Annotated in this window: 17 protein-coding genes and 1 riboswitch; of the genes, 4 read left to right on the top strand and 13 right to left on the bottom strand. The window is 31.8% G+C overall.

What is annotated here, in order from left to right; genetic code table 11:
• Positions 1 to 245: 245 nt before the first annotated feature.
• The 10 genes from OIU83_RS17315 to OIU83_RS17270 all read right to left on the bottom strand — a co-directional run bounded on the left by OIU83_RS17315 (position 246) and on the right by OIU83_RS17270 (position 13,655).
• Positions 246 to 1,418, bottom strand: coding sequence for a trans-sulfuration enzyme family protein (locus tag OIU83_RS17315; protein WP_264207517.1), 1,173 nt, complete (start codon positions 1,416 to 1,418; stop codon positions 246 to 248).
• Between the two features lie 149 nt (positions 1,419 to 1,567).
• Entirely contained in the window at positions 1,568 to 1,999 is a 432-nt protein-coding gene (locus OIU83_RS17310) for an OsmC family protein (RefSeq protein ID WP_264207516.1), read from the bottom strand.
• A 16-nt stretch (positions 2,000 to 2,015) separates the two neighbouring features.
• Positions 2,016 to 2,651: a LysE family translocator gene (locus tag OIU83_RS17305; protein ID WP_264207515.1), complete on the bottom strand. Its 636-nt coding sequence runs from the start codon at positions 2,649 to 2,651 to the stop codon at positions 2,016 to 2,018.
• Positions 2,652 to 2,745: 94 nt separating this feature from the next.
• Complete coding sequence (thrA, locus tag OIU83_RS17300; protein ID WP_264207514.1) at positions 2,746 to 5,160, bottom strand: bifunctional aspartate kinase/homoserine dehydrogenase I; 2,415 nt, start codon at positions 5,158 to 5,160, stop codon at positions 2,746 to 2,748.
• Between the two features lie 27 nt (positions 5,161 to 5,187).
• Positions 5,188 to 6,150, bottom strand: a complete 963-nt coding sequence (locus OIU83_RS17295) for an alpha/beta fold hydrolase (protein WP_264207513.1) — start codon at positions 6,148 to 6,150, stop codon at positions 5,188 to 5,190.
• Between the two features lie 80 nt (positions 6,151 to 6,230).
• Positions 6,231 to 6,338: riboswitch (SAM riboswitch) on the bottom strand.
• A gap of 188 nt (positions 6,339 to 6,526) precedes the next feature.
• Positions 6,527 to 6,730, bottom strand: coding sequence for a hypothetical protein (locus tag OIU83_RS17290; RefSeq protein ID WP_264207512.1), 204 nt, complete (start codon positions 6,728 to 6,730; stop codon positions 6,527 to 6,529).
• 647 nt (positions 6,731 to 7,377) lie between these two features.
• Positions 7,378 to 8,478, bottom strand: coding sequence for a homoserine dehydrogenase family protein (locus OIU83_RS17285; RefSeq protein WP_264207511.1), 1,101 nt, complete (start codon positions 8,476 to 8,478; stop codon positions 7,378 to 7,380).
• Between the two features lie 315 nt (positions 8,479 to 8,793).
• Complete coding sequence (locus tag OIU83_RS17280; RefSeq protein ID WP_264207510.1) at positions 8,794 to 10,086, bottom strand: O-acetylhomoserine aminocarboxypropyltransferase/cysteine synthase family protein; 1,293 nt, start codon at positions 10,084 to 10,086, stop codon at positions 8,794 to 8,796.
• Between the two features lie 62 nt (positions 10,087 to 10,148).
• Positions 10,149 to 10,337: a hypothetical protein gene (locus tag OIU83_RS17275; protein WP_264207509.1), complete on the bottom strand. Its 189-nt coding sequence runs from the start codon at positions 10,335 to 10,337 to the stop codon at positions 10,149 to 10,151.
• 471 nt (positions 10,338 to 10,808) lie between these two features.
• Positions 10,809 to 13,655, bottom strand: a complete 2,847-nt coding sequence (locus tag OIU83_RS17270) for a TonB-dependent receptor plug domain-containing protein (RefSeq protein WP_264207508.1) — start codon at positions 13,653 to 13,655, stop codon at positions 10,809 to 10,811.
• 528 nt (positions 13,656 to 14,183) lie between these two features.
• Here OIU83_RS17270 and metK point away from each other — a divergent pair.
• Positions 14,184 to 15,434, top strand: coding sequence for a methionine adenosyltransferase (metK, locus tag OIU83_RS17265; protein WP_264207507.1), 1,251 nt, complete (start codon positions 14,184 to 14,186; stop codon positions 15,432 to 15,434).
• 145 nt (positions 15,435 to 15,579) lie between these two features.
• The gene (locus tag OIU83_RS17260) at positions 15,580 to 17,349 is read left to right on the top strand and encodes a DUF4153 domain-containing protein (RefSeq protein WP_264207506.1); all 1,770 of its coding nucleotides are present in this window, start codon (positions 15,580 to 15,582) and stop codon (positions 17,347 to 17,349) included.
• A 41-nt stretch (positions 17,350 to 17,390) separates the two neighbouring features.
• On the opposite strand, the gene OIU83_RS17255 is transcribed toward OIU83_RS17260, so the two are convergent.
• From OIU83_RS17255 to OIU83_RS17245, 3 genes are all read right to left on the bottom strand, one after another.
• Entirely contained in the window at positions 17,391 to 19,619 is a 2,229-nt protein-coding gene (locus OIU83_RS17255; protein ID WP_264207505.1) for a hypothetical protein, read from the bottom strand.
• Between the two features lie 80 nt (positions 19,620 to 19,699).
• Positions 19,700 to 22,387 (bottom strand): carboxypeptidase-like regulatory domain-containing protein, encoded by a 2,688-nt coding sequence (locus OIU83_RS17250; protein WP_264207504.1) that lies wholly within the window; start codon positions 22,385 to 22,387, stop codon positions 19,700 to 19,702.
• A 37-nt stretch (positions 22,388 to 22,424) separates the two neighbouring features.
• Positions 22,425 to 23,336, bottom strand: coding sequence for a GLPGLI family protein (locus OIU83_RS17245; RefSeq protein ID WP_319005359.1), 912 nt, complete (start codon positions 23,334 to 23,336; stop codon positions 22,425 to 22,427).
• Between the two features lie 253 nt (positions 23,337 to 23,589).
• Here OIU83_RS17245 and OIU83_RS17240 point away from each other — a divergent pair, with 253 nt between their 5' ends.
• Both OIU83_RS17240 and OIU83_RS17235 read left to right on the top strand, forming a co-directional pair.
• Positions 23,590 to 24,393, top strand: coding sequence for a hypothetical protein (locus tag OIU83_RS17240; RefSeq protein ID WP_264207503.1), 804 nt, complete (start codon positions 23,590 to 23,592; stop codon positions 24,391 to 24,393).
• The gene (locus tag OIU83_RS17235; protein ID WP_264207502.1) at positions 24,393 to 25,007 is read left to right on the top strand and encodes a deoxynucleoside kinase; all 615 of its coding nucleotides are present in this window, start codon (positions 24,393 to 24,395) and stop codon (positions 25,005 to 25,007) included. Before OIU83_RS17240 ends, OIU83_RS17235 begins: the two co-directional genes overlap by 1 nt.
• Positions 25,008 to 25,054: the final 47 nt, after the last annotated feature.

Raw genomic sequence — 25,054 nt, 5'->3', positions numbered from 1 at the left:
TCTGCAACAAAAATAGGTTTTTTGTACGAGAAAAATAACAGAATGAACGACTAAGTTCTACGGGACAAGTATAGTTTAATTAATTTAGTCCCAATTTCAGTATTAACAAAAGTAGATTTTTTACCAAAACAACAATTCAAAAAAAATGACGATTTTTAACCGTAATAAATCTACAGTCAAAAATCGTCAATATATTATAATCTATCCCGTCCCGATATTTCAGGATCGGGACTTAAATCTATAATCTAAGAAAGCGCTTGCTCTAAATCGGCAATTACATCTTTTACTGTTTCTAAACCTACCGAAACACGAACTAGACCTTGTGTAATACCAACTGCTAATTGATCTTCTTCAGACAATTTACTGTGTGTAGTCGAAGCTGGATGTGTTACAATTGTTCTGGTATCTCCAATATTAGCAGATAATGAACATAATTTTATTTTATCCAAAAATTTTCTACCAGCTTCTATTCCGCCTTTTATTTCAAAAGCTATAATATTGCCACCTAAAAGCATTTGTTTTTTGGCAATTTCATATTGCGGATGTGACTTTAAGAACGGATATTTAATGCTGTTCACATTTGGGTGCGCTTCTAGAAACTCAGCAACTTTAAGCGCATTCTCGCAATGTTTCTCTACACGTACAGCCAATGTCTCTAAACTTTTTGACAAAATCCAAGCATTAAATGGAGATAAAGCTGGTCCTGTATTTCTCGAGAACAAGTAAATTTGTCTAATTAAATCCGCATTTCCAACTGTTACCCCTCCCAAAACACGACCTTGACCATCGACTAATTTAGTAGCTGAATGTACTACCAAATGAGCACCGTATTTTATAGGCTGCTGAATGTATGGCGTTGCAAAACAGTTATCAATAATTAAAATCAAATTGTGTTTTTTAGCAATCGTTCCTAGCAATTCCAAATCAATTACATCGACACCAGGATTTGTAGGCGACTCGGCATATAATATTTTTGTATTCGGTTTAATAAAACTCTCAATTGTTTCTGGTTTATTAATATCAAAATAAGAAGTTTCAATATTCCATTTTGGAAAATAAGTCACAAACAAAGCATGAGTTGAACCAAAAACACTACTAGCAGATACAATATGATCTCCAGCATTTAATAAAGCTGCAAAAGTAGAATACACTGCAGCCATTCCTGTTGCAAAAGCATAACCAGCTTCTGCTCCTTCCATTTTGCAAATTTTATCTACAAATTCGGTTGTGTTTGGATTACTAAAACGGCTATAAATATTTCTGTCTTTCTCTTCTGTAAATGAAGCACGCATATCTTCGGCATCCTCAAATACAAAACTTGACGATAAGTACAATGGCACTGAGTGTTCTAAATACTGTGTTCTTTCTAATTGTGTTCTTATGGCTTTAGTTTCAAAACCAAATTCTTGATCATTCATTTTGTTTTTTATTTTATTCTTAAAGAGCTATTATGCAAATATTCTCAAACGAAGCACAGAGATTTGCAAAGAAATTTGATATAATCTTAACCAAAACAGTTCTTTTATTTTAATAGTAAAGTCCGAGAGTTATTTAATTATCTCATTGCTTACTTTCCTAATTCTTCATTATTTAAAACCACTTTATATTTTATTGTGGCTGTTGGTTCAACAGTTTTACCAACTGAGCAGTATTTTTCAAAAGAAAGCTGTGCTGCTCGTTGTGCTTTCTCAGGATTAATATCACCCTCTAAATAAAAAACCACAAAGATTTCTTTAAAAGGTTTTGCCTCTCCAACTTGCACACGCTCTCCTTCAACCTCAGCTTTAAATGAGGTTATTTCCTGACGTTGTTTCTTTAAAATCGAAATCATATCAATAGCGCTGCATCCTGCAACTCCCATCAATACTAATTCCATTGGACTTGCACCTAAATCGCTTCCGCCAAATTCGGCTCTGCTATCCACATCAACTACATGACCACGTTCATTTTTGAGCTTAAAATGAAACGCATCGTTTACTCTGTCTAAGGTTACTTTCATGTTTTTTGTTTTTATTTTATTTTGCTTTCGAAAAAGCTATTTTTATTGCCATTGAGGTCAAAACTCCAGCCATAAACCATTTCTGAATTTTTAACCATGTAGGCTTTGTTGCAAAAAATACTGCCATTCTTGATGCTGTTAATACAATTACAAAATTTACAGTAAAACTTATGGTTGCCTGAGTAATTCCTAATTGCAAACTTTGCATCATTATTGAGCCATGTTCTGGTTTTATAAACTGTGGGAAAAATGACAAATAAAACATTGCTATTTTAGGATTTAGAACACTTGTTAAAAAACCAATACCAAACAACTTACCAGGTTTATCGATTGTTAATTTATCATTTACTTCAAACATGTTTTTCCCATTTGGGTTAACTGCCTGAAAAGCCAGATACAAAAGATAGACAACTCCTAACGTTTTTAAAATTAGATATGCAAAAGGAACAGCAAATAAAAGAGCCGTTATTCCAAATGATACTAAAACAATATGAAATAAAAACCCAAAGACTATTCCGGTTAACGAAATTATTCCAGCCTTTTTACCTTGGGTAATAGACCTTGAAATCAAATAAAGCATGTTCGGTCCCGGGGTTAATACCAGAAGAAATGCTGCTAACATAAAACCTATAAGTTCATTAAATGGTACCATTTTTTTTAATTTTAAACTTAAATATTTCGAGTACTATTACTCTATAGTAAAAATAATAAACTTTGGGAAATACGCTTTCAGAAATCTAAAATATCTATTCTTTATCAGACAATCTCAATATATCTCCAAATACACCTCTCGCAGTTACTGCCGAACCAGCACCAGCACCTTGTATTACGATTGGTCTGTCTCCGTAAGATTCTGTGTAAATCTCGAAGAAAGAATCAGATCCTTTTAATCCGCCTAATGCTGTATCTGAAGGCACTGAAACTAATTTCACTTCGAGAACTCCTTTATCATTTTGCAAATCTCCAGATAACTCACCAATATATCTTAAGACGTGATTTGGTTTTTGTTCTTTTTTTATCTTATCATAAATTGGATCAAATTCTTTTAATTTAGTCAAGAAATCAGAAACGTTACCTTCACGTAAATGCTCTGGAATTAAATTCTGAATAGAGATTTCTTCGAATTCATTTTGTAAATCTAGTTCTCTAGCTAAAATCAATAATTTTCTACCAACATCATTACCACATAAATCCTCACGAGGATCTGGTTCTGTATATCCGTTATCAATAGCTTCTTGTAAAATCTGACTAAACGGAGCATCTTTGGCAGAGAAATTATTAAATAAATAGCTCAACGTTCCTGAGAAAACTCCTTTTATCTTAGTGATATTTTCACCCGAAAGGTGTAATAATTTTATTGTATCAATTAATGGCAATCCTGCTCCAACATTGGTTTCATACAAATAGTTCTTTTGATTGTCTGCCAATGCTTTTCTTAGTTCTTTATAAAAGCCATAACTAAGTGTATTTGCCACTTTATTAGATGAAATCAAATCAAAACTACTTTCTATCAATGAAATGTAATTTTCAACAAAAGCTGCACTTGCGGTATTATCAATCGCAATTAAATTCTCCAGATGATGCTCATTTGCATAAGCAATAACATCCTTGATTGTATAAGCAACTCCATTGTTTTCGATATCTTTTTTCCAATCTGTAGTAACGCCTTTCTTATTTAAAAGTACCTTTTTAGAATTGGCAATTGCAAAAACATTCAGCTTAATATCTTTACGTTTTTCGATACTTGCTGCTGAAGCTAAAATTTGATTAATCAAAGTTCCGCCAACCAAACCGTGACCAAAAATGGCAATATTAATTTTCTTAGAAACTCCAAATATCTCACCGTGAATTACATTTAAGGCTTTATGAAGTTCTGATTTTTTAACTACCAAACTCACGTTTTTACCTGTGACGGTATTATTAAACAAAATCGGAACAATTTTATTCTTGATTAAAGCAGTATATGGTTTGTGGAAAGTACTCAAATCTTGTCCGATTATAGAGATAACCGAAACATTATCGGTAACAGTAATTTGGTTAACATCTTTAGAATAAAAGTCATTTTCAAATTCTTTTTCTAATTCTATCATTGCTGTTGTCGCTTTATCTGTAGCAACAACAAGCCCAATTCCTCTTTCAGACGAACCTTGTGAGATAATACTAACACTAATATCATTATCCCCCATTACTTTAAAAATACGGGCATCTACACCAGCTTTACCAAGTAATCCACGACCTTCTAGATTAACCAATGATAAGTTTTCTAATACCGAAAGTGTTTTAATTCCTTCTTTGGCAGAATCTGAAGTGATTAATGTTCCGCGATTTTCGTGATTGAATGTATTTAAAATACGAAGCGGAATATTTTTTTCGATTAATGGAATAATCGTTTTTGCATGTAAAATGGTTGCTCCAAAATTGGCTAACTCATTTGCTTCATTGAATGATAAAAATTCTATTTTTTTAGCATCTCTTACTAAATCCGGGTTTGCAGTATAAATCCCATCTACGTGAGTAAAATTCTGAAGCTCTTCTGCATCAAGATAATTAGCCAATAAAGAAGCAGTATAATTACTACCGTTTCTTCCTAAAGTGGTCGTATCATTATTATTGTTTGAGCCAATAAAACCTGTAACCACATTAACTGTAGAACCGTTATGTTGCTTAAAATAGTTAATTACATTTTTCTTAGATAATTGCTCAAGAAGTTGTGCATCGCCAAATTTAGAATCAGTTTTAAGCAGCTCTCTGGAATCGGCAAAATTTGCAGGAACTCCCTTTTCGATTAAGATTGCAGTCAATAATTTAGCCGAAAGTAACTCTCCTTTTGAAAGAATCTGATCTTTTATCTTCTTACTATAATCACCAATTAAACTAACACCTTCAAAAAGTTTATCTAGAACATTAAACTCTTCAGAAAAATCAACCTCTTTATATTCAGAAACCTGGTATGTTTTAAAACTCTCCAATAATGGTTTGTAATTTCCATTTTTGGAGGCAATAGTTAATATATCTTCTAGTTCATCTGTTGCGTTCCCACGGGCAGAAACAACTACGGCAATTTTCTCGCCTTGGTTTATTTTATCAATAATTATAGAAACTACTTTATTAAGTCCTTCTCCGTTTGATAGAGATTTACCTCCAAATTTTAATATTTTCATTTTATTTGTCTTGTATTTTATGTTGCTCTAAAAAATAGATGCAAGCAATTTATCTAATTGTTTGTACTCGATTAAAAAAGCATCATGTCCGTGAACAGAATCTATTTCATTATAAGAAACATTTTCTTTGAACTTTTTTAATTCCTGATAGGTCTCCTGATTTTCTTTTGCTGTAAAAAACAAGTCCGAATTAATTCCTATGATATGGATATCGGCAGTTGTTTTTGATAATAGCGTTTTAAAATCGGCTGTATTCCTTGTAATATCAATTGTTTTAAGCAACTGATTCATTAATTTATATGATGAAATTTGATACCTTTTTTGCAACTTTTTTCCGTGATGACCCAACCAGCTTTCTACGTTAAAAATAGCTAGTTCTTCATTTTTGGTTCGCTGAAATTTCTCTTTGAAAGAATCTGGCGAGCGATAGCATAACATCGCATGAACACGCGCATCTTCTATTGGCTTCGAAGAATTATTAAGGATTAGCTCTTGCAAATAGCAGTTTGCAATTAACCAATCGGTTGCTTTCCAATCGGTTGCAATCGGTATTAAATGTTTAGTGATTTTAGGCTCTAATGCTAGTATTTCCCATGCAATTCCGCCACCTACAGAACCGCCTATAATTGCATATAATTGATTGATCTTTAAAAACTCAATCCCTTTTATAAAAATTCGGGCAATATCTCTGGCGGTAAAATCTGTATGATTTTCAATCGAGGTTCCGTTATGTCCATTTCCTGGAACATTAAAGGCTAGAATTGTATATTTTGTAGTATTGATGGTTTTATTATCACCAATTAAATCATTCCACCAACCATTTTCGCCCGTAACCTGGGCATTTCCTGTTAATGCATGATTTACCAAAACAATAGGCGCGGTGTGTAACGGTAAACCAAAAAGTTCATAACTTAGGTTAATCGCAGCATACGAAGCGCCACTTTCGGTGACAAAATTGTTTAATATAATCGGGTTGGTTTTATTTTCCAATTTCAAATCTTTTGTAATTTTTGATTTGTACATGGAAATATTAAAAAGAAAAAACTAGGACGAAGCTAGAAAAATTCTTTGTGTTATCTTTCCACGTTGGGCGTGGTAGAATGCAGCACCTTCTTCGATTTATCGAAGGGTTGCTAAGGATTCATCGGGTCTAATCCCTCGTCCTTTCTTTATAACATTTCAATACGTTTTTGAACTTAATGGCACAAATTAACTACTATTTTCTTAAACGACCAAATTTTTTATTCATTTGATTTTGGTTCGTTTACAAAATAGCTCAAACAAAACAATCACGTACAAACAATCGCTGGACACGTATATCCAGAAAATTTCTATTGTTGGCTTGTATTTTATTTAAGGTTTTAATTTAAATAAATAATGTTTCATTCTCTTTTGAATACATCAAGAAAAGCAAAGAATTAGGTACTTTCTTTTCTGTTGTTTCATCTGTTGTTTCCATTCCAAATCTTGGATGTACCAACTCATTTGTAGTTTGGATGATGATCGTTTTTTTGGTTCTAAAAAATTTGAAGAATCCGAACCTTTTTGCGAAGTAGCTTTGTGTTTTCATAACGTGTGTTTTTTATAATTGTTTATTCGTGTTTGTTTTGTTCTTATTAAATGAATCTCGATTCCATAAAAAAACCCTTTTGGATTATGATACCAAAAGGGTTAAGTTATTTAAACTTATTATACTTTTGGAAATCAATAGACGCGTACGCAAATAAGCGCGACATTCTGCATCATCTTAAACTTCGAGTTGTTATTCATTTGTATATTATTATTTATCATTTTAAAAAAAATTTCAATATTTGTAATGTTCAAAAAAAAGCCCCCCAAGATTATTGGGAGGCTTTGCTATATTATTGTATAGATATAATTTTAAGCAATAGACTTCCCTGCGGATTTCTCCGACATGACCTTATTAATTTTACAAATATTAAAATTCATTTTTGGTATCTTTTTGGTTTAACAAATATGCAACCTATTTTCGAATTATCCAAGCTATGACCCGTTTTTTAATGATAAAGTCATGTTAAATTTGCATTTAAAAACAAAAAAACGACGAAATGTTATTTTTTTACGACGAAATGTTACAGAAGTGATTATTATTTTAAAAATCAACTACTTAAAACTTCCTCACTAAACATAAATTTCAAAGAACATCACACATTAAATCAAAAAAAAATTGAATATAAAATTCAATTTCAAAAATTTCTAAGCCCAAATAGCTTCTTTATTTTTCATCTTTTCGGCAACCTTGAGAATATCTGTTATAACTCCTCTTGCTATAGCTTGTTTTCCTGCAGCTGCACTTTGAATAACTATCGGAATGTTTCCGTAAGATTGTGTATAGATTTCAAAAATAGTATCTGATCCTTTTAATTGTCCAATTGCAGTTTTAGTAGATTCAGAAACCAATTTAACTTCTAGTTTGTTTTCCAAAACATTATACTCACCGATATGACGTAAGACATGATTATCAGACTGGGTTATTTTAGCGATTTTAAAAGCTCTGTCCAATATCTCTTTATTGAGTACTCGTTTTGATTTGGCATTAACTTCGTATTGATTATGATCTAAAAGTGGTGTCGTTTTTATGTCTGAGAGTTCAAAATCCTTTCCAATCTCTCTTATCAGAATAAGCAGCTTCTCTGCAGCATCACTTCCCGACAAATCCCCTTCATAATCTGATGTTATTAACTGAAGTTTTTCGGCATCTTTTAAAATAGTAGAGAAACAAGTATCTTCCGATGAAAATCGATTAAAAACATAACTTAATGAATCTGAGAATACACCTCTTATCTTCGTGATTTTCTCTCCCGAGTTATACAAATCCCTAATTGTTTGCAATACTGGAAATCCAGTATCTACAGAGGTTTCATATAAAAACTCCTTATCGTGTTTTTTAAGATTCTCTCGTAATTCCTTATAAAAATCTATTGGCAATGTATTTGCTTTTTTATTTACTGCTACGATATTAAATCCATTTTGGATTAACGGAATATAATGATCCACCAATTCATCACTTGCCGTTGCATCAACCGCTATTAGGTTTTCGAAAGCATTTTCTTTTGCAAAAGCAATAATATCTTCTACTTTAAAAGGAATTGCAAGATGTACAAAATTGGCTTCCCAAGCATTCTCGGCTCCTTCTTTTTCAAAAAAAGCTAACGTAGAATTGGTTATAATTGGAAATCTCAAGTCAATACTTTTGTTTTCACTAAAAAACGTTTGACTTTCAATTATCTGATTTATTAAAGTGCTGCCAATATTTCCTATTCCAAAAAGGATGATATTTATTTTAAGCTTTGACATAATTTTTATTTTTTTAAAACAAATCCAAGAAATTACATTCTACATACAAATATTATAAATCAATTTAAACACGAATTTACTTCGTCTGTTCGACTTTCAGTCTCGAGTCACGAATTCACACAAATCTTAATGGTTAAGTTAGTTTGCGAAATTTGTGTTTATTTTTTTATACTTATGCTGCGAAGTAAACTCAAGAAATATTGTTTTGATTTTTTACTTTGTGCGATTGTTTTTGATACTTTTTATGAAAATCACCTTTAACCGTGCTCACGTGGTTAAAGGCAATTTTTCTAACAAAAAACAAAAAAACCAATCTTAAGCCAATTGAGTACTTTTAATACTCTTAAATACTGATTGTAAATCGGCTATTAAATCATCTATATCTTCGATTCCAACAGAAAGTCGGATCAAATCTTTTGAAACTCCTGTCGAGAATTGTTCCTCTTCTGATAGTTGTTGGTGCGTTGTACTTGCGGGATGAATAATCAATGATTTTGTATCACCGATATTAGCAAGAAGCGAGAATAATTTAGTTTCATCTGCCACTTTTTTTGCAGCTTCAAAGCCTCCTTTTAATCCAAAAGTTATAATTCCGCTTTGTCCTTTTGGCAAATATTTCTGCCCTAAATCATAATATTTATTCGATTTTAAACCCGGATAATTTACCCAAACTACCTCATCTTGTAATTCTAACCATGAAGCTAGTGCCAATGCATTCTCACTATGTTTCTTAATACGGATTGGTAATGTTTCCAATCCCTGAATGATTTGAAAAGCATTAAACGGACTCAATGCCGAGCCAAAATCACGCAATCCTTCTATACGTGCTTTGGCGATAAATGCTGCACTACCTAATGCATCATTATAGATTAAGCCGTGATAACCTGCAGATGGTTCTGTAAATTCAGGGAATTTCCCGTTTGCCCAGTCAAAAGTTCCAGCATCGATAATTGCTCCTCCTAGCGAAGTCCCATTTCCAGAGATATATTTAGTCAAGGAATGAATGACAATATTTGCTCCATACTCAATTGGGTTTAGTAAATACGGTGTTGGAACAGTATTATCTACTATAAATGGTACTTTGAATGCTTTGGCTTCTGCCGAAATTGCTTTCAAATCCAATACATCTAATTTTGGATTCCCTAATGATTCTACAAAAAATACTCTCGTATTTTCCTTAGCAGCTTTAGTGAAATTTTCAGCATTTGATGGATCTACAAATGTGGTTGTGATTCCTAATCTTGGTAAAGTAACTTTTAATAAATTATAGGTTCCTCCATATAAACTATTCGAAGCTACAATATGATCTCCGGCTTTAAGCAAGGTTAACAAGGTTGTTGCAATTGCCGAAGCGCCAGATGCAGTAACAACTGCTCCAATACCACCTTCCAGTGCTGCCAGACGTTGCTCCAGGACATCATTTGTAGGATTATTTAATCGTGTGTAAATAAAACCTGCCTCGGCCAGACCAAATAAATTGGCTGCATGATCGGAATTATTAAATACATAAGAAGACGTTTGGTAAATAGGAACTGCTCTTGTTCCACCATTTTTAGTTACGTCGTGTCCTGCGTGTAATGCGTTTGTTGCGAATTTTTGTGTGCTCATGATATTGTTATTTTTTAGTTAGTTAAAAGATTGTAGGTTTATATTTCTTGATTAATTTTTACTTATATAAAAAGATCTTCGTCTTCGTGTGCATACATTTGAAACAATAATGAATTTGATTCATTGGAATATAATTTCCCTTTTATTTCGGCAGTACTAACACTTTCTTCTTGTATTACTTCTAAGATTCTTTTGGAATCCGTTTTCAATAATGACTGAATTTCTTTTGAAATTTTATTTTGCGTTTTCATGATTTTAATTTTTGTTATAGAATAAAAAAAAGCCCTTTCGGATGGCTACCAAAAGGGCTTATAGTTCTAACTATAACAAAGATTTAATCTTTCACTTTTGGCAATAGCAAATTTGGATGCAGGCGCGCATCATACAACATATCATCATTTTATTTGCTATTGTATTCATTTTTATAAAATTTGTTTTATCTTTTTTTATTAGTTCTACTAATTTGATAGAGTAAATATAATAACTATTATTTTAACCACCAAACTTAAAATCAACTTTTAACACATAAAAGATTTTCTAACTGTATAATCCTTTATAATTGCTACCTAAACACTTGTTTTTTGAATCATATAAGTAATTTAAGAAGATATACCTTTTTCCAGAGTTACTTAAATGTACTTACATTACTTAAATGGTTAGTTTTTTAACAAAATTGCTGGGTGCATCTTTTTTAAATTTCAAAATGGCACCCAGCAATTAAATTATATTTTAAAGCTTAAACGTGCAAAACCAAATCTTCCGTTTAATCCAAATTGTGATACCGCTCTAGAGTAAGCAAACTGATTTGCGTTTGTTAAATCTGTGCTTGGTGCAGGAGATAAAGTTGGTGTTGTATTTGTAAAAGCCGGAGTAGCCGGATTATTTCTATCTGGATAAACATCTCCGATATTGTTAACACCAAGCGTTACTCTTAAATGCTCATTTATCTGATATCCTAAAGATAAATCGGTTACTATTTTTGCGCTATATACCGGATGTTCGTAAACAGAAGAAAAACCATCTAAGTTTACATCTGTTGCTCCTGGATCTGTAACTTTACCAAAGTAGCTGTTTCTTAAATAAATATCCAACTTCTTAATATTGAAAGTTGTCATTAAATTAGCTTTCAACTTAGGAATAGCTTCTTCCAGATAAATTCTGCTTGATTCTGGAAAAAATGAATATACATATGGATCTCCACCAGCATTAATAATAGACTGAGGAACATTTAATTCTCCAACTCTTTTGGTTGTATTATAGCTTAAAGCAAAATCATTTCTGATTGTAAAATCCTGAATAACATTATATTTTTGAGAAATAACTACATCAATACCTTTTGTTTCAGAGTTAATTCCATTTGTCCAGAAAGAAGCTCTCTCAACACCTTTTAAATCAAAAGCTTGTTGAAACAATGTTAATGCATCTTTTTGTTCTGGAGACGTTGCTGCATTTATTTGTGCATCTGTAGGTCTTGCATATTGTCCTGTTAAAACAATTCTGTCGTTTATTCTTGTAAAATAAGCATCTGTTGCAATTGTAATATTTGCTTCAGGAATTTTAAATGTAAATCCTGTACTTATACTTTTAGATTTCTCTGGTTTCAAGTTTTCAACTCCAATACTTTTTGCAGCTTGTGAGTCATTTGTAAAATAACCAACTTGGTACGGCGAACCATTGATAAATTGTGTAGAGCTACTTTCAAAATATTTTTGTTGTAATGATGGCGCTCTAAAACCTGTTTGTCCAGAAATTCTCCAGTTTATAAAATCATTCAATTTTAAAAGAGAAGCTAGTTTAAAAATAACTGTACTTCCAAAATCTGAATAGTTCTCATAACGAACAGCACCATTTATAAGCCAGTTTTTGGTTGCATTTAATTCTAAATCGACATAAGCAGCACCACTTTTTCTATCTTTTTCTTTAGCATCCGAAGGCTGGAATCCAGAGAACCCCTGTGCTCCTGCTCCACGCTTATTACCAAAAAAGTCGGTAACAATTAATGGTGAATTACTTGGCAAAATTCCTGGCACTAGATTTCCATTTACATCGTATAATCCATAAGATTCTACATCTCCTTGTTTTATTTGATAGTTTTCATATCTAAATTCTCCACCAAAAGCAACGTTCAATCCTTCCAGAACATCATACTTTTTACTTAAATCTAAGTTTGTTGTACTTTGCAAAAACGAAACTTTACCAGCATAAAAATTAGTTGCAGAGTCTGTTCCCAAAGTAGCATTGATAGTATTGTTCACATCATATTTAAAAGAGTTTGATCCAAGATTTGTACTGATGTCTGTATCAAAACCAAATAATTGCGTTGTAACTCCTACTGCAGAAGAAAGATCTAAAATATCAGACTGAATTTCTGGTAAAAATCCATTTGCATATACTTGTGTAAATGTTCCGGATCCATTAGGAAGTCTGTTAAAAGCATATGATTTTCCATTTCTATAGGAAGCTCCACCAAAAGAATATAATGATGTAATTTCAGTCAATGGATATTTGGCATTATAATAAAGCTGTCCCGAAGCCAATTCCGATTGACCTACACTCATATTATAATCGCTTCTTTCCTGTCCTCTATAGTTAATCTCGTTATTGGTTACATCAAAATTTAAAGCAGTTTGTAATTGAGTAATATTCGTTGCCGATGAAATTGCTGTTTGTTGTGCTGCTGTAAAATAACCAACTTGTGGTGCATATTGTTGTAACGAACTAATAATCTGTGATGAATTTGGAGTCGTATTAATATTACTGAACAAAGAATTAATACTCACACCATTTTGAGCCGCTCTATACTCCACAGCATTGTAAGCATTAAAAATAGCATTATTTCTAATTCCTGCTCTACTAGTTGCTTGTCTTGTAACTGCACTACCAGTAATATTCAAGAAACTACCTTCTTTACCCAAAGATGTTCCGTAATTCAAATCCACCTGTAAAGCCTGACCATCGGTTCCTCCTTTAAAGTTATTAGATCCCGAAGACATATTTGCACCATATTGCACATCTCCCGAAAAGAAATTAGCATTCTTTTTCAATACTATATTAATTACTCCTGCAATTGCATCCGAACCATATTGAGCTGCAGCACCATCTCTTAAAACCTCAATTCTTTCGATCGCAAATGATGGAATTGCATTTAAATCTGTTCCAACAGAACCTCTACCCGGAGCTCCATTAATATTTACCAAAGCACTTGTATGTCTTCTTTTTCCATTTACAAGTATTAAAACCTGATCTGGTCCTAATCCTCTTAACTGTGCTGGATCGACATGATCTGTTCCATCGGCAGTAGAAGTTGGATTACTTGTAAAAGAAGGCGCTACATAATTTAATATCTGGGTTACACTAGTTTGTGGGGAACCCTTTGTAATTTCAGAAATATTAAATACATCAATTGGAACTGGCACATCGGTTTTTACTCTGTTTTTACTTCTAGAACCAATTATCGTAACCTCTGATAATTCATTATTCTTTAAAGTATCTTTCTCTTTTTTATTTTCCTGGGCATAAATGCCAGAAAATGTCAAAAGACCTAAAGCTAATACTACATTTTTTTTCATCTCTTTTTCTGATTAGTTGTTATTTGGTTAAAAAACGACATTAAATTATGCTTTTCTTTTTAAATAAAAAAACCCCTGCGATTTGCAGAGGTTCTATTTATATATTTTTGAAAAAAAACTACAATAGTATCTCTGCGGAACACTCCGACATCATACAAGACATATTGTTAATTGCTAATTTCATTTTTCTTTTATTTTGGTGAGGCAAATTTGCAAACTATTTTTTAGTCTACCAAACAAAATTCGATTTATTTTCCAAACCCTATAGGACAAGTCGAATATGTTAAATTTCTCATTATTAAATTAAAAAAACGAAAGATTAATTTGCAATTCAAAATGGTTTTATACCTTTGCAACCGAATACAGAGGAAAAATTTGAACTGATTGCAACCTCTTCATAATGAAAACATTCATTATGGGTGCTGAAAGATTTTCATTTCAGTATTTAAAAAATGCTAAAGCAGGAATCCTCCTTTAGCATTTCCAGCAATTATTTTTCCTCGCTTAATTTTTAATTTAATAAATATTATGGCTTATTTATTTACGTCAGAATCTGTTAGCGAAGGACATCCGGACAAAGTTGCGGATCAAATCTCAGACGCATTAATTGATAATTTTTTGGCATTTGATGCTGATTCTAAGGTAGCATGTGAAACTTTAGTAACAACTGGACAAGTAATATTGGCTGGTGAAGTTAAGTCAAATACTTACTTAGATGTTCAGCAAATTGCTCGTGAGGTAATCAGAAAAATTGGTTACACAAAAAGCGAGTATATGTTTGAAGCAAACTCTTGTGGTATTTTATCTGCTATTCACGAACAATCTGCAGATATTAATCAAGGAGTTGACAGAGCTAATCCTGAAGAACAAGGAGCTGGTGATCAAGGTATGATGTTTGGTTATGCAACTAACGAAACAGAAAATTACATGCCATTGGCACTTGATTTATCTCATAAATTATTACAAGAATTAGCGATCTTAAGACGCGAAAATAAGGAGATTACTTATTTACGTCCTGATGCTAAGTCTCAAGTAACATTAGAATACAGTGATGACAACAAGCCTACACGTATTGATGCTATTGTAATATCTACTCAACACGACGATTTTGACGAAGAAGCTACAATGCTTGCTAAAATCAAAAAAGATATTATCGAGATTCTTATCCCAAGAATTATCGCTAAAAACCCAACACACGCACACTTATTCAACGATAAAATTCAATATCATATTAACCCAACAGGAAAATTCGTAATTGGAGGACCTCACGGAGATACTGGATTAACAGGAAGAAAAATCATTGTAGATACTTACGGTGGTAAAGGTGCTCACGGTGGTGGTGCATTCTCTGGAAAAGATCCAAGTAAAGTAGATAGAAGTGCTGCTTATGCTACACGTCATATCGCTAAAAACTTGGTTGCTGCAGGAATTGCCGATGAAATCCTGGTACAAGTTTCTTATGCAATTGGTGTTGCAAAACCAATGGGTATTTTTATTGATACTTACGGAACTTCAAAAGTAAACTTAACAAATGGAGAAATTGCTAAGAAAGTAGAAGCTTTATTTGATATGCGTCCTTACTTTATCGAGCAACGTTTAAAATTAAGAAATCCTATCTATAGCGAAACTGCTGCTTACGGACACATGGGACGTAAACCAGAAGTTGTAACTAAAACTTTTTTCGCTCCAGGCGGAAATGAGAAAACTGTTACTGTAGAATTGTTTACTTGGGAAAAACTTGATTTTGTTGACCAGGTAAAAGCTGCATTTGGAATATAATTGTAACTCTTGGTTCTTTTTAGAATCTTAGAATTAAATCTTACTTATATATTAAACCCCGAAGTTTGTACATTCATACTTCGGGGTTTTTCTTTGGCTATGTCCTGCAATTTTCTTTCCTTCGTAAAATAAACCCTACCAAAACATGGCCAAATTTCCCTCATTACAAAACGTACTTCAAGCAGCATTAAAAACCATTTCCAGATTCCCTCTGGAAACCATAACTACGATTTTCGGGACTATCGTAGCAATTATACTTTCGGAACAGGAATATAATTCACAAAACATATATGAGAAAATGCTCTTGTGTTGCACTTTGTGTTTGGTGTTATTTTTATCTGTGAGTTTATATTTTGCAGCAGCAGAAAAAAAGAACTGGGTACGCTATTCTATAAGTATACTATTAGGAGGGATAGTAACAGCATTTGTATTTAATTTTTCCAAAAGCATAACCTATATTGAAACCTTACAATTTCTGGTACTCAATATTGCTTTACACTTATTGGTTTCGTTTGCCGGATTTATTCCAAAAACTTACCATCAAGATGAATTTTGGGAATTCAACAAGCAACTATTCTTGCGTATTCTAACAGCTGGTTTATACAGCGTTGTTCTTTACTCAGGTTTAGCCTTAGCGATTCTAGCAGTAGATAATTTATTTAATGTGGAGTTTTATAGAAATATCTACATCCATCTATTCTTTATTATTGCAGGCGTTTTTAATACTATTTTCTTCTTGGCTGGTGTTCCCGAAACCAACAATAAAGAAATACCGCTCACGTTAAGTTATCCAAAAGGACTTAAAAACTTTACTCAATATGTTTTATTACCATTAATAAGCCTATATCTGGCGATTCTTATATGTTATGAAGCCAAAATACTAATCAAACTTTCATTACCTGCTGGATGGGTTTCTTATTTGGTTTTGGTATTTGCCATTTTTGGTATTCTTTCTTTTTTATTGATCTTACCAATTGCCAAAGAGACAGGAAATCTCTGGATACGAACTTTTAATCGTTGGTTTTATTATTTGTTAATCCCACTTTTAGGATTATTATTCTGGGCTATTTTATACAGAGTTCATCTTTATGGCTTTACCCATGAACGCTATTACGTTTTATTATTGGCAATCTGGTTAAGCATTATAGTAGGTTACTTTTTAATCTGGAAACAACCCAAGATAAAATTCATCCCTATTAGTATGTGCATTGCTGCATTGCTTTCGCTGGTTGGACCACAAAGCGCAAATACAGTTTCTAGAAACAGCCAACTTTCAAGATTTGAAACCTATATAAAACAGATCGAAAAAGAAAAACTGACTTTTAAACAGGAACAAGATTTAAGTAGTATTGTAGATTTTTTAAAAGATAATTATAGTGTAACTGTATTAGTACCCTATACAAAGAACAAATTAAGTAATCTTCTTAAAAAAGAAAAAACACCAAGTTCTTATCAAATCATGGAAGCCTTAGGTGTGCAATACCAGAATAAATATGACCGAAAAGAAAAAAATGATGGTAGTTTTTACTATTACTATTATCAAGATCAATCACAATCTGTTGAGGATATTCACGGATATGATATGTCTCTTTTAATCTGGAACAATGACAAACTAAAATGTGACGGTTGCATAAAAATCGACAACATAACTTATTCTATTAATACTGTAGAGAAAGAATATGGTTTGGATTTAAACATCAATCAAGATATAATTCCCTTAAAAATCACCAATTTCATAGATAATAACCCTCTTTTCTACAAGAACGGAAGTTCAAAAGAAAAGATTATTCAAAAAATAGAATCACCAAAATATTCTATTTTGCTTACTTATCTCAGTGCAAACGGGAATAAAAAAGAACAGAAACTAACTTTAAACAATTACCAGATTAAAGTAATGATCAAAGTTAAAAACTAAAAAAATGCCTTTGAAGAAAAGACTTCAAAGGCATTTTTTATTTAATACGTTCCGTTTTGCATTTTGATTAACGTCTCTTTAATTTCGGTAGCAGTTTCTTCTTCTACATCAGCGTTTAAATATTTTACAGCCAAGGTTTGTGTTTCAATTGCTTTCTGCTTTTGGCCATCTTTATAATACAACTGTGCCAAGGTGTCTAAATAATAAGGATTATTTTTGGTTACTATCAAACTATATTCCGACCACTTAATTGCTTTTTTTATAAAATCAGGATCATTAGAGTGTAATACAGTAAACCAAGCCAATTCGTTACATAAATTGGTATGATATTCTTTAAACGCTTTCCAATCATAATAAGCCGTAGAACCATCCGAATCAATAAACAATTCGTCTAATCTCTGGATTGGGTTCTCCTGAGTTCCTAATGTTTTATCAAAATAAGCATCAAATTCTTTTAAATAAGTGTTATTCGCATCTCCTTTTTCGGCAGATACAGATAAATAATCGAAATAATTTCTATAAACATCAAAATTAGCTTTACCAATAGAAATTAACTTATTATACGTATCAATTTTTCTTTTATCATTCGGGTTATTAGCAATGCCTGTTACTACACTACTATCATTGTTTTGCAAAGCATTCGAGATTTCGGTACTTATGTTACCTATTGTCACTGCGTGTGTATTATCTTCTGCATTATAATCTATACGCAGCGCTTCAATAGCATCATAATGTTTTATCAGATAATCAATCGATTTAAAATCGGTATCATTCAAAACTTTATCTTCATTAAAAACCAATTTACTAAATCCTGCATTTTTTATTTCACCCAAAATTGATTCTACCAACATCATATTTGGTTTGGTATCTTTTTGATGTGCTGTAACAATCTTTTCCCAGATTTGTTCGACTTGTTTTTTATCCAAAGCAGCTTTAGTAAATTTAAAATCTCCTTCACTAGGTTCATCACTAATATAATCATAATCTAATGAAGCAACAGCTATAGAAACTGTATTAAATGCTTTTACCAATTCGGAATCACTGGACTTTTTATTTGTAATTATTTTGCTGAAATTATTCAAAGCACTAATCTTTTTTAGCTTATTATAAAGAGCATCATAATACGTAAACTGATATTGTTTATCAATTAAATTTGATTTTGCAGTTGCCAAAATAGCATCATTTTCGTCCAATATGATTATACTTGGCGAATCGGTAATTTTGTTTTTCTTTAACCAGCTTTTATCATTTTTAGTCGTCAAATAATAATTATACACATCGTATTTAGGATCATAAACATCATAGAAATTATATCCTAAACTCAATTCCTGGCTTTTAATAAATGCATCAAAATCTGCTTGAGCCGATTTATTATTGGCATCATTATAAACAATTAAATATTTACCAGCTGTTTTATTAGTTACTTTTATCGCTTCCGCTAAAGAACTCTCTACTTTAAGTTTAAAATCTACTCTTGGTCCAACATCATAAACTTCTGGTGCTACACCATCAACAGTAATACCTCGATTATCTATAACTCCTGCATCTTTCCCTGGATAAGTCCAATTCGTAATGTTCTTATTTTCCAAAGGAACCAACTTTGTTTTAGCAGATTTACTAACTAATTTTTCATTTTCAAAAGCCAATGGATTTTTACCTGATATTTGAGAAATCTTTAACTCATTTGTTTTCTTATCAAAAAAACCTTTTAAATCTGGATTATCAGAATAGGGCTGATACTTTATCGCAACTCCAGTAGCTTTCTCTGGAATCGCGTATTTCAATACTTTACTTGGTGTATTGCTATCATATCCTTCATAAACAAGGTATAAAAATTGAGCATGATCTATTTCAAAATTTAGAGCGGAGTCTGCACTTGGTTCTCCAACAACTTCTATGTCAGACAATTTTTGATACTGTACTGGATCAGTCCCATTTTGAGTCCCGATATAGAAACCATAATATAATGATTCAGCAAATTTAACCTTGATTTTACCAGCACTCGCAGGTTCATCGTAAGAATAATCAACATCAAAAACAACTCCATCTCTATTTTTCCCTTTCAGTAATAATGAATCATTTTTTATTTCATAATCACCTTCAAGAAACACAAGTTCATATTTGTTGTTTTCGAGTAAATTCAATTTTATTTTTAATCCCTGATCATTATCTTTTGATAAATAAGAACCCTTTTCGATGGTTTGGGCTTGAGCAAATGAAAATGATAATACAAAAATGAGCACAAGAGTACTCGATAAAATATTTCGCATACAAATTATAATTAGTTACTAATAAGCTACACAAAGATATTTCTTTTAAAGAATTAAACATTCGCTTTATACGTAAAATACTATAGATTATATTTCATCGAGAATATTATATATCGAGGTTGCACAGTATATTGTGATACTCTGGTAGAGAACTGCGAGAAACTATCATCGTTTAAATATTTAGTATTTAATAAATTTGTAGTAGATACTCTATATTCCCATTTACTATCTTTTTTTTGATAAACTAAACTCGCGTTTAAAAAATCATATTCATTATCGATTACTTTTCCCTTATTGTAATAATGATAAAATTCATAATCGGCAACAAAAGAAAAACGCTCCAAAAAATAGTAATCCAACTTGGCAAATGGCTTATCGGTATAATAGGTAGAGCCACTATATTGATTCACCAAGAAAGTATATCCAAATTCGATATTGGGCAAATTTTTATAATTTGTTGCTGCTTTCACAGTATAATTTTGGCTAAAACTCTCTGTTGTAAAAGGTGAGTCATTTTGGATATTATTAAACTTAGACCAATCCAAACTGGCATTTACCGAGGCTTTATAATTCTTTAAAAAGGAACGTCCATAATTTCCCATTGCCGAAAAAGTTTCATCGGCAAGATTCGAATTGTATGGCATCGAAGATTGATTTATTCCTTCAAAATCCGATTTAGTTTTTACAGCATTTACCTTTTTCGTATACGTTGCATTCGCAAAGATATTTTCGAAATTAAACATATTGTATTTAAAATAACGCAAAGAATGAACTTGAGATGTTGCATTCTCCAAGAATCTATTTCCTTGAAACAAATTACTATAATTGGACAAAACATAACCCGAAGCCAACTGATTAATATCTGTAAAATTATTGGTTAGCGAAAAATTATAAGTCAACGTCTCTGCTTTTTTTATCTGATACAATGCAAAAAAATCAGGTAAAACTCTAACGAAATTCTGCGCATAACCAGACCCCAGTTGCTTATTTTCCATCGCATAAGAATGCACACTTACACCTGGAGTAAAAGTAAATTTACCCGCCAAAAATTTATAATGTAATCCCAGGAACACATCGTTAAAATTATATCTTACTTGGTTATTATTTTCAGCAGCATTCAAATCATTGGTTGTACCATCATCCAGAATTTGAAATATATGAGAATTAAAATTCTGATAAGAATACGTATTCCCTATTGTTACATTAATATTGCTTTTGGACGTTAGCATATAATAGTAATCAAATTTGGCATCGAGTTTATTCGTTTTCACAAACCGATTCTGGTTTAAATCATTTCGATCTTGCCCAGAGATATAACCCGATAAATCGAATGGCTGACTATGTAAATTGGCATTATAAAATGGGTTTTCATCCTGATATAAATACTGGGCTTCAAAAGCAAATATATTCTTCTCATTTTTGGTATAATACAAACTCAAATTTTGATTGATAGAAGTAGGATCTTGCTTTTTATTGGTAAATATATTTTCTGTTGCAGTTGCATTATTTACAATCGACTCTCGTAATAGATTACTATTCTCGTCTTGTTTGGACAACTTGGTTAATACATCGTAATCAAACTGAAATTTTGAATTTGGTTTATAAGTTGAACTTAGTTTAAGAAGTCCTAAATTATTTTTTTGATGTGTCTGCTCATCGCTTTTTTGCTGATCACCAGATTCAAGTATAGTTGTCTGCGATTTGGTTTCGAGATCGGTCGTGGCCGAAGAAATAATTCCAAAACCGCTTAAACTCCAAATTTTAGTAACATTGTAAGAAAAATTGGCAGCACCAAATTGTGTCTCGATTTCTTTTGCGCGGTTATTTCGCAAAAGCGAAATCCCAAGATCATTAGAAGAAACATCAAAGCTACTCCCGCCCTTTCCCATCATATTTCTAAACCCTCCGGTAAACTTAAAATAATCCTGAATTGTAAGAGGCAATTCTCCAATATTATTAAAATTGGTAATCACATTAATACTATACTTTGGACTATAATAAAACACTTTAGGATTAATTATATAACGACTGTCGAGTTCTCCAACACCTACTCCTGCCGTTACATCACCAAACCAAAAATCTTTTTTTCCTTTCTTAAGTTTAATATTCATTGCCACATTATCCTGATCATTCCCCAAGCCTTTTAATGCTCCAATTTCATTATAATTTCTTAATACTTGTATTTTATCAATTGCATCGGCTGGAATATTTTTGACTCCTAGTTTTGTATCTCCATCAAAAAAGTCTTTTCCTTCTACCATAAGTTTAGAAACTTTTTTTCCTTCTACTTCTATTTGTCCGTCGGCATTTACCTCAACTCCTGGTAGTTTCTTCAAGACATCTTCCAGCTTTTTTTCTGTTCCTGATTTAAATGAATCCGCATTATATACAATTGTATCTCCTTTTATAGAAACTGGCATTTCACGTACAATCTCAACGCCTTCGAGTTCTATTCCTACATCATCCATAACAATATTCTCAGTGATATTTACAGTTTGTGTTATAACTACTATCTCTTTGGATTTCATTCCGAGATAACTAATCTTTATACTATAAGATGAATTAGACTTTAAACTCAACTGAAATTTTCCTTTATCATTAGTAATTCCATACGAATCCATAGCTTTTGTCACCGTATTTACAGCCATTATATTGGCCATTTCTAAAGGTTTTTTTTGCCCATCCAAAATAAACCCATCGTATTTAATGCTCTGAGAAAATGCTGAAGTTGTAACCAGAAGAGTTAAAAAAAGAAGTATATTTTTCATTATTATTGTTTGCAATTAAGGAATATCTCAAAGCTGATTATCGAACCATTAAAGTTGCCGAACCAGCATTTGCTCTACCTCGATTAGGGTGCATTTCACGTAATTCTTTCATTTTTTTCACAACAATTTCGTCATATGCTTTTTGAGAAGTTACTTTTCCGTTTGTAGGTGCTTTAATAGTTACTTTATCTTTGGCATTCAAAACAATTTTGGAACACAAAACAATAGTTCTTCCATCATTAATCTCCAATATTAAACCAGGCAAACCCCAATAATTCTCGGGACCTTGATTAATAGGAATATCTGGTGTGTACCAAGCAACTACTATTATTTCCTTAGGAATATCAAAGCTTTCTGTAAAATTTATTCCTTTCGCTACCTTATTTATATCTCCAGTTTTTTTTACTTCATCTTTCTCACCATTATCATTTCCAGGTCTCGGATTTTTAAAATCCGGTTCCATAACCATTTTAACCATAGTCGCTTTATAACAAATATAACTTCCTATTTTCTTGGTTTCTTTCTCAAGTTTCCATTTTAATTTTGGTAACGAATCAACAACCAGAAACTCTTTCCCCATAAATTCTTTATCAACAGTATAGGATTTAGTTTTTACATTTTTATAGAAAGTTCCACCGCCGCCCATCATTGGATCCGCCATTCTAAAACCGCCATTTTGTGATCCTCCCATATCGAGTTTTTCTTGTTCTTTATAAATTGAAGCCGACTGATCGAAATTGAGTATAAAAGTTTTTTCAAGCATTTTTTTCATATGCTCTTCCATATCCTTTTGCATCTCGGGAGTAATATCTCGATTGCCCGGCATTCCATTAAATTTTGGCGCCTTTGTTTTTGATTCATAAATTGCCATTCCCTGAAAATCTTTTTGTGCTTGTGCTTGATAAAATCCAAGCATCACAATAAGCGTAAAAAATATTTTATTCATCATAGCTTTATTTTTAAAATGGTTCAGTCTAATTTTTAGATTATTAGATCAAAACTATTACTAATTTCAAAGCTTAAAAAAACTAATATATCAACTGCTCAAATCGATAGACAGATGTGTCTTTAAATAAGATAGTTCTAAAAAAACCTGTTCTGTATTCGTTTATAATCCAAATAATTATGCTAAAGCAAATAGCAATTGAGTTTTTTTGTAATTTGGTCAGTTCAAAATCAGAGCTATTAAAACTAAAACAACAATGTATAAAAAATTAATATTTTTGATTATTATCAGCTCATTTTCAACTGTTTTATCTCAAAACAATAAGTTACCAATCACAACGATAAACAGTATAACTCTTGATGCCGATCAGTTTTTAGGGACCGATTCTTTTGGTTTTGCCTATTTGATAAAAAACAACATTATCATTAAAACAAACGGGAAAGATGCCTATGAATATAAAAACATCTCATTAGGAAAAATTGCAAAAGTTGACTTAGAAAACCCTCTAAAAATTGTTTTATTTTACGAAGATTTCAATACTGTAATTCTGCTCGATAATCAATTTAATGAAGTAAACAGAATTAATTTTTCAAAAAACACAACACCGATTCTTGCATCAGGAATTGGCATTGCTTCCCAGAATCAGCTTTGGGTTTACAATACATTAAACCTACAAATCGGGCTTTATGATTACTTAAAAAATGAGTACAAAACTGTCTCAACACCTATTTCCGGAAACATCAAATACTATCAATCCAATTTCAACGTTTTTTATTGGATAGATGATAAAAACAACTGGTTCTCTTGTGACATTTTTGGAAAAATAAGTACACTGGGAAAAGTATTGGATTTTGATACCATAACGTTACTTAACAATCATATGTATGTTTTCAAGAAAGGTAATTTGTTGTTTTTTAAAGACATCAGTAAACCGGAATCGGGAGATCCATCACAAATTGAAGTTTCAGAAAAAACGTTTACCAATTTCTATTACAAAGACCAAATTTTATCTATTTTTACATCAGGAGGAATTACAAATTATAAAATCATAATACCGTAATGCACATAGCAATAGCAGGAAACATAGGCGCAGGGAAAACTACTTTAACCAAATTACTGGCTAAACATTTCAAGTGGGAACCCCATTTTGAAGATGTAGTCGACAATCCATATTTGGATGATTTTTACCATCAAATGGAACGTTGGTCATTTAATTTGCAGATTTATTTCTTAAACAGCAGGTTTCGTCAAGTGCAACAAATTCGCGAAAGTGGTAAAAAAGTTATTCAGGATAGAACCATTTATGAAGATGCTTATATTTTTGCTCCCAACTTATATTCTATGGGTTTAATGACAAGTCGTGATTTCCAAAATTACACGTCTTTATTTGAACTAATGGAAACATTGGTAAAACCACCCGATTTATTAATTTACTTACGTAGTTCTATTCCAAACTTGGTAGGACAAATCCATAAACGCGGTCGCGAATACGAAAACACTATTTCTATTGATTATTTAAGCCGTTTGAATGAACGTTATGAAGCTTGGGTTCAAACATACACGAAGGGAAAATTATTAATTATTGATGTTGATAATATAAACTTTGTAGATAATCCTGAAGATTTAGGAGAGATTATTAATAGAATTGATGCCGAACTAAACGGATTATTTTAAACACGAATTCCACAAATTTACACGAATAAAAAAATGCCTCTAAATAT

Source organism: Flavobacterium shii (genome assembly GCF_025847235.1).
Lineage (GTDB): Bacteria > Bacteroidota > Bacteroidia > Flavobacteriales > Flavobacteriaceae > Flavobacterium > Flavobacterium shii.
Note: the sequence above shows the minus strand (reverse complement) of the source record. Positions and strands in the feature narration are given on the sequence as shown.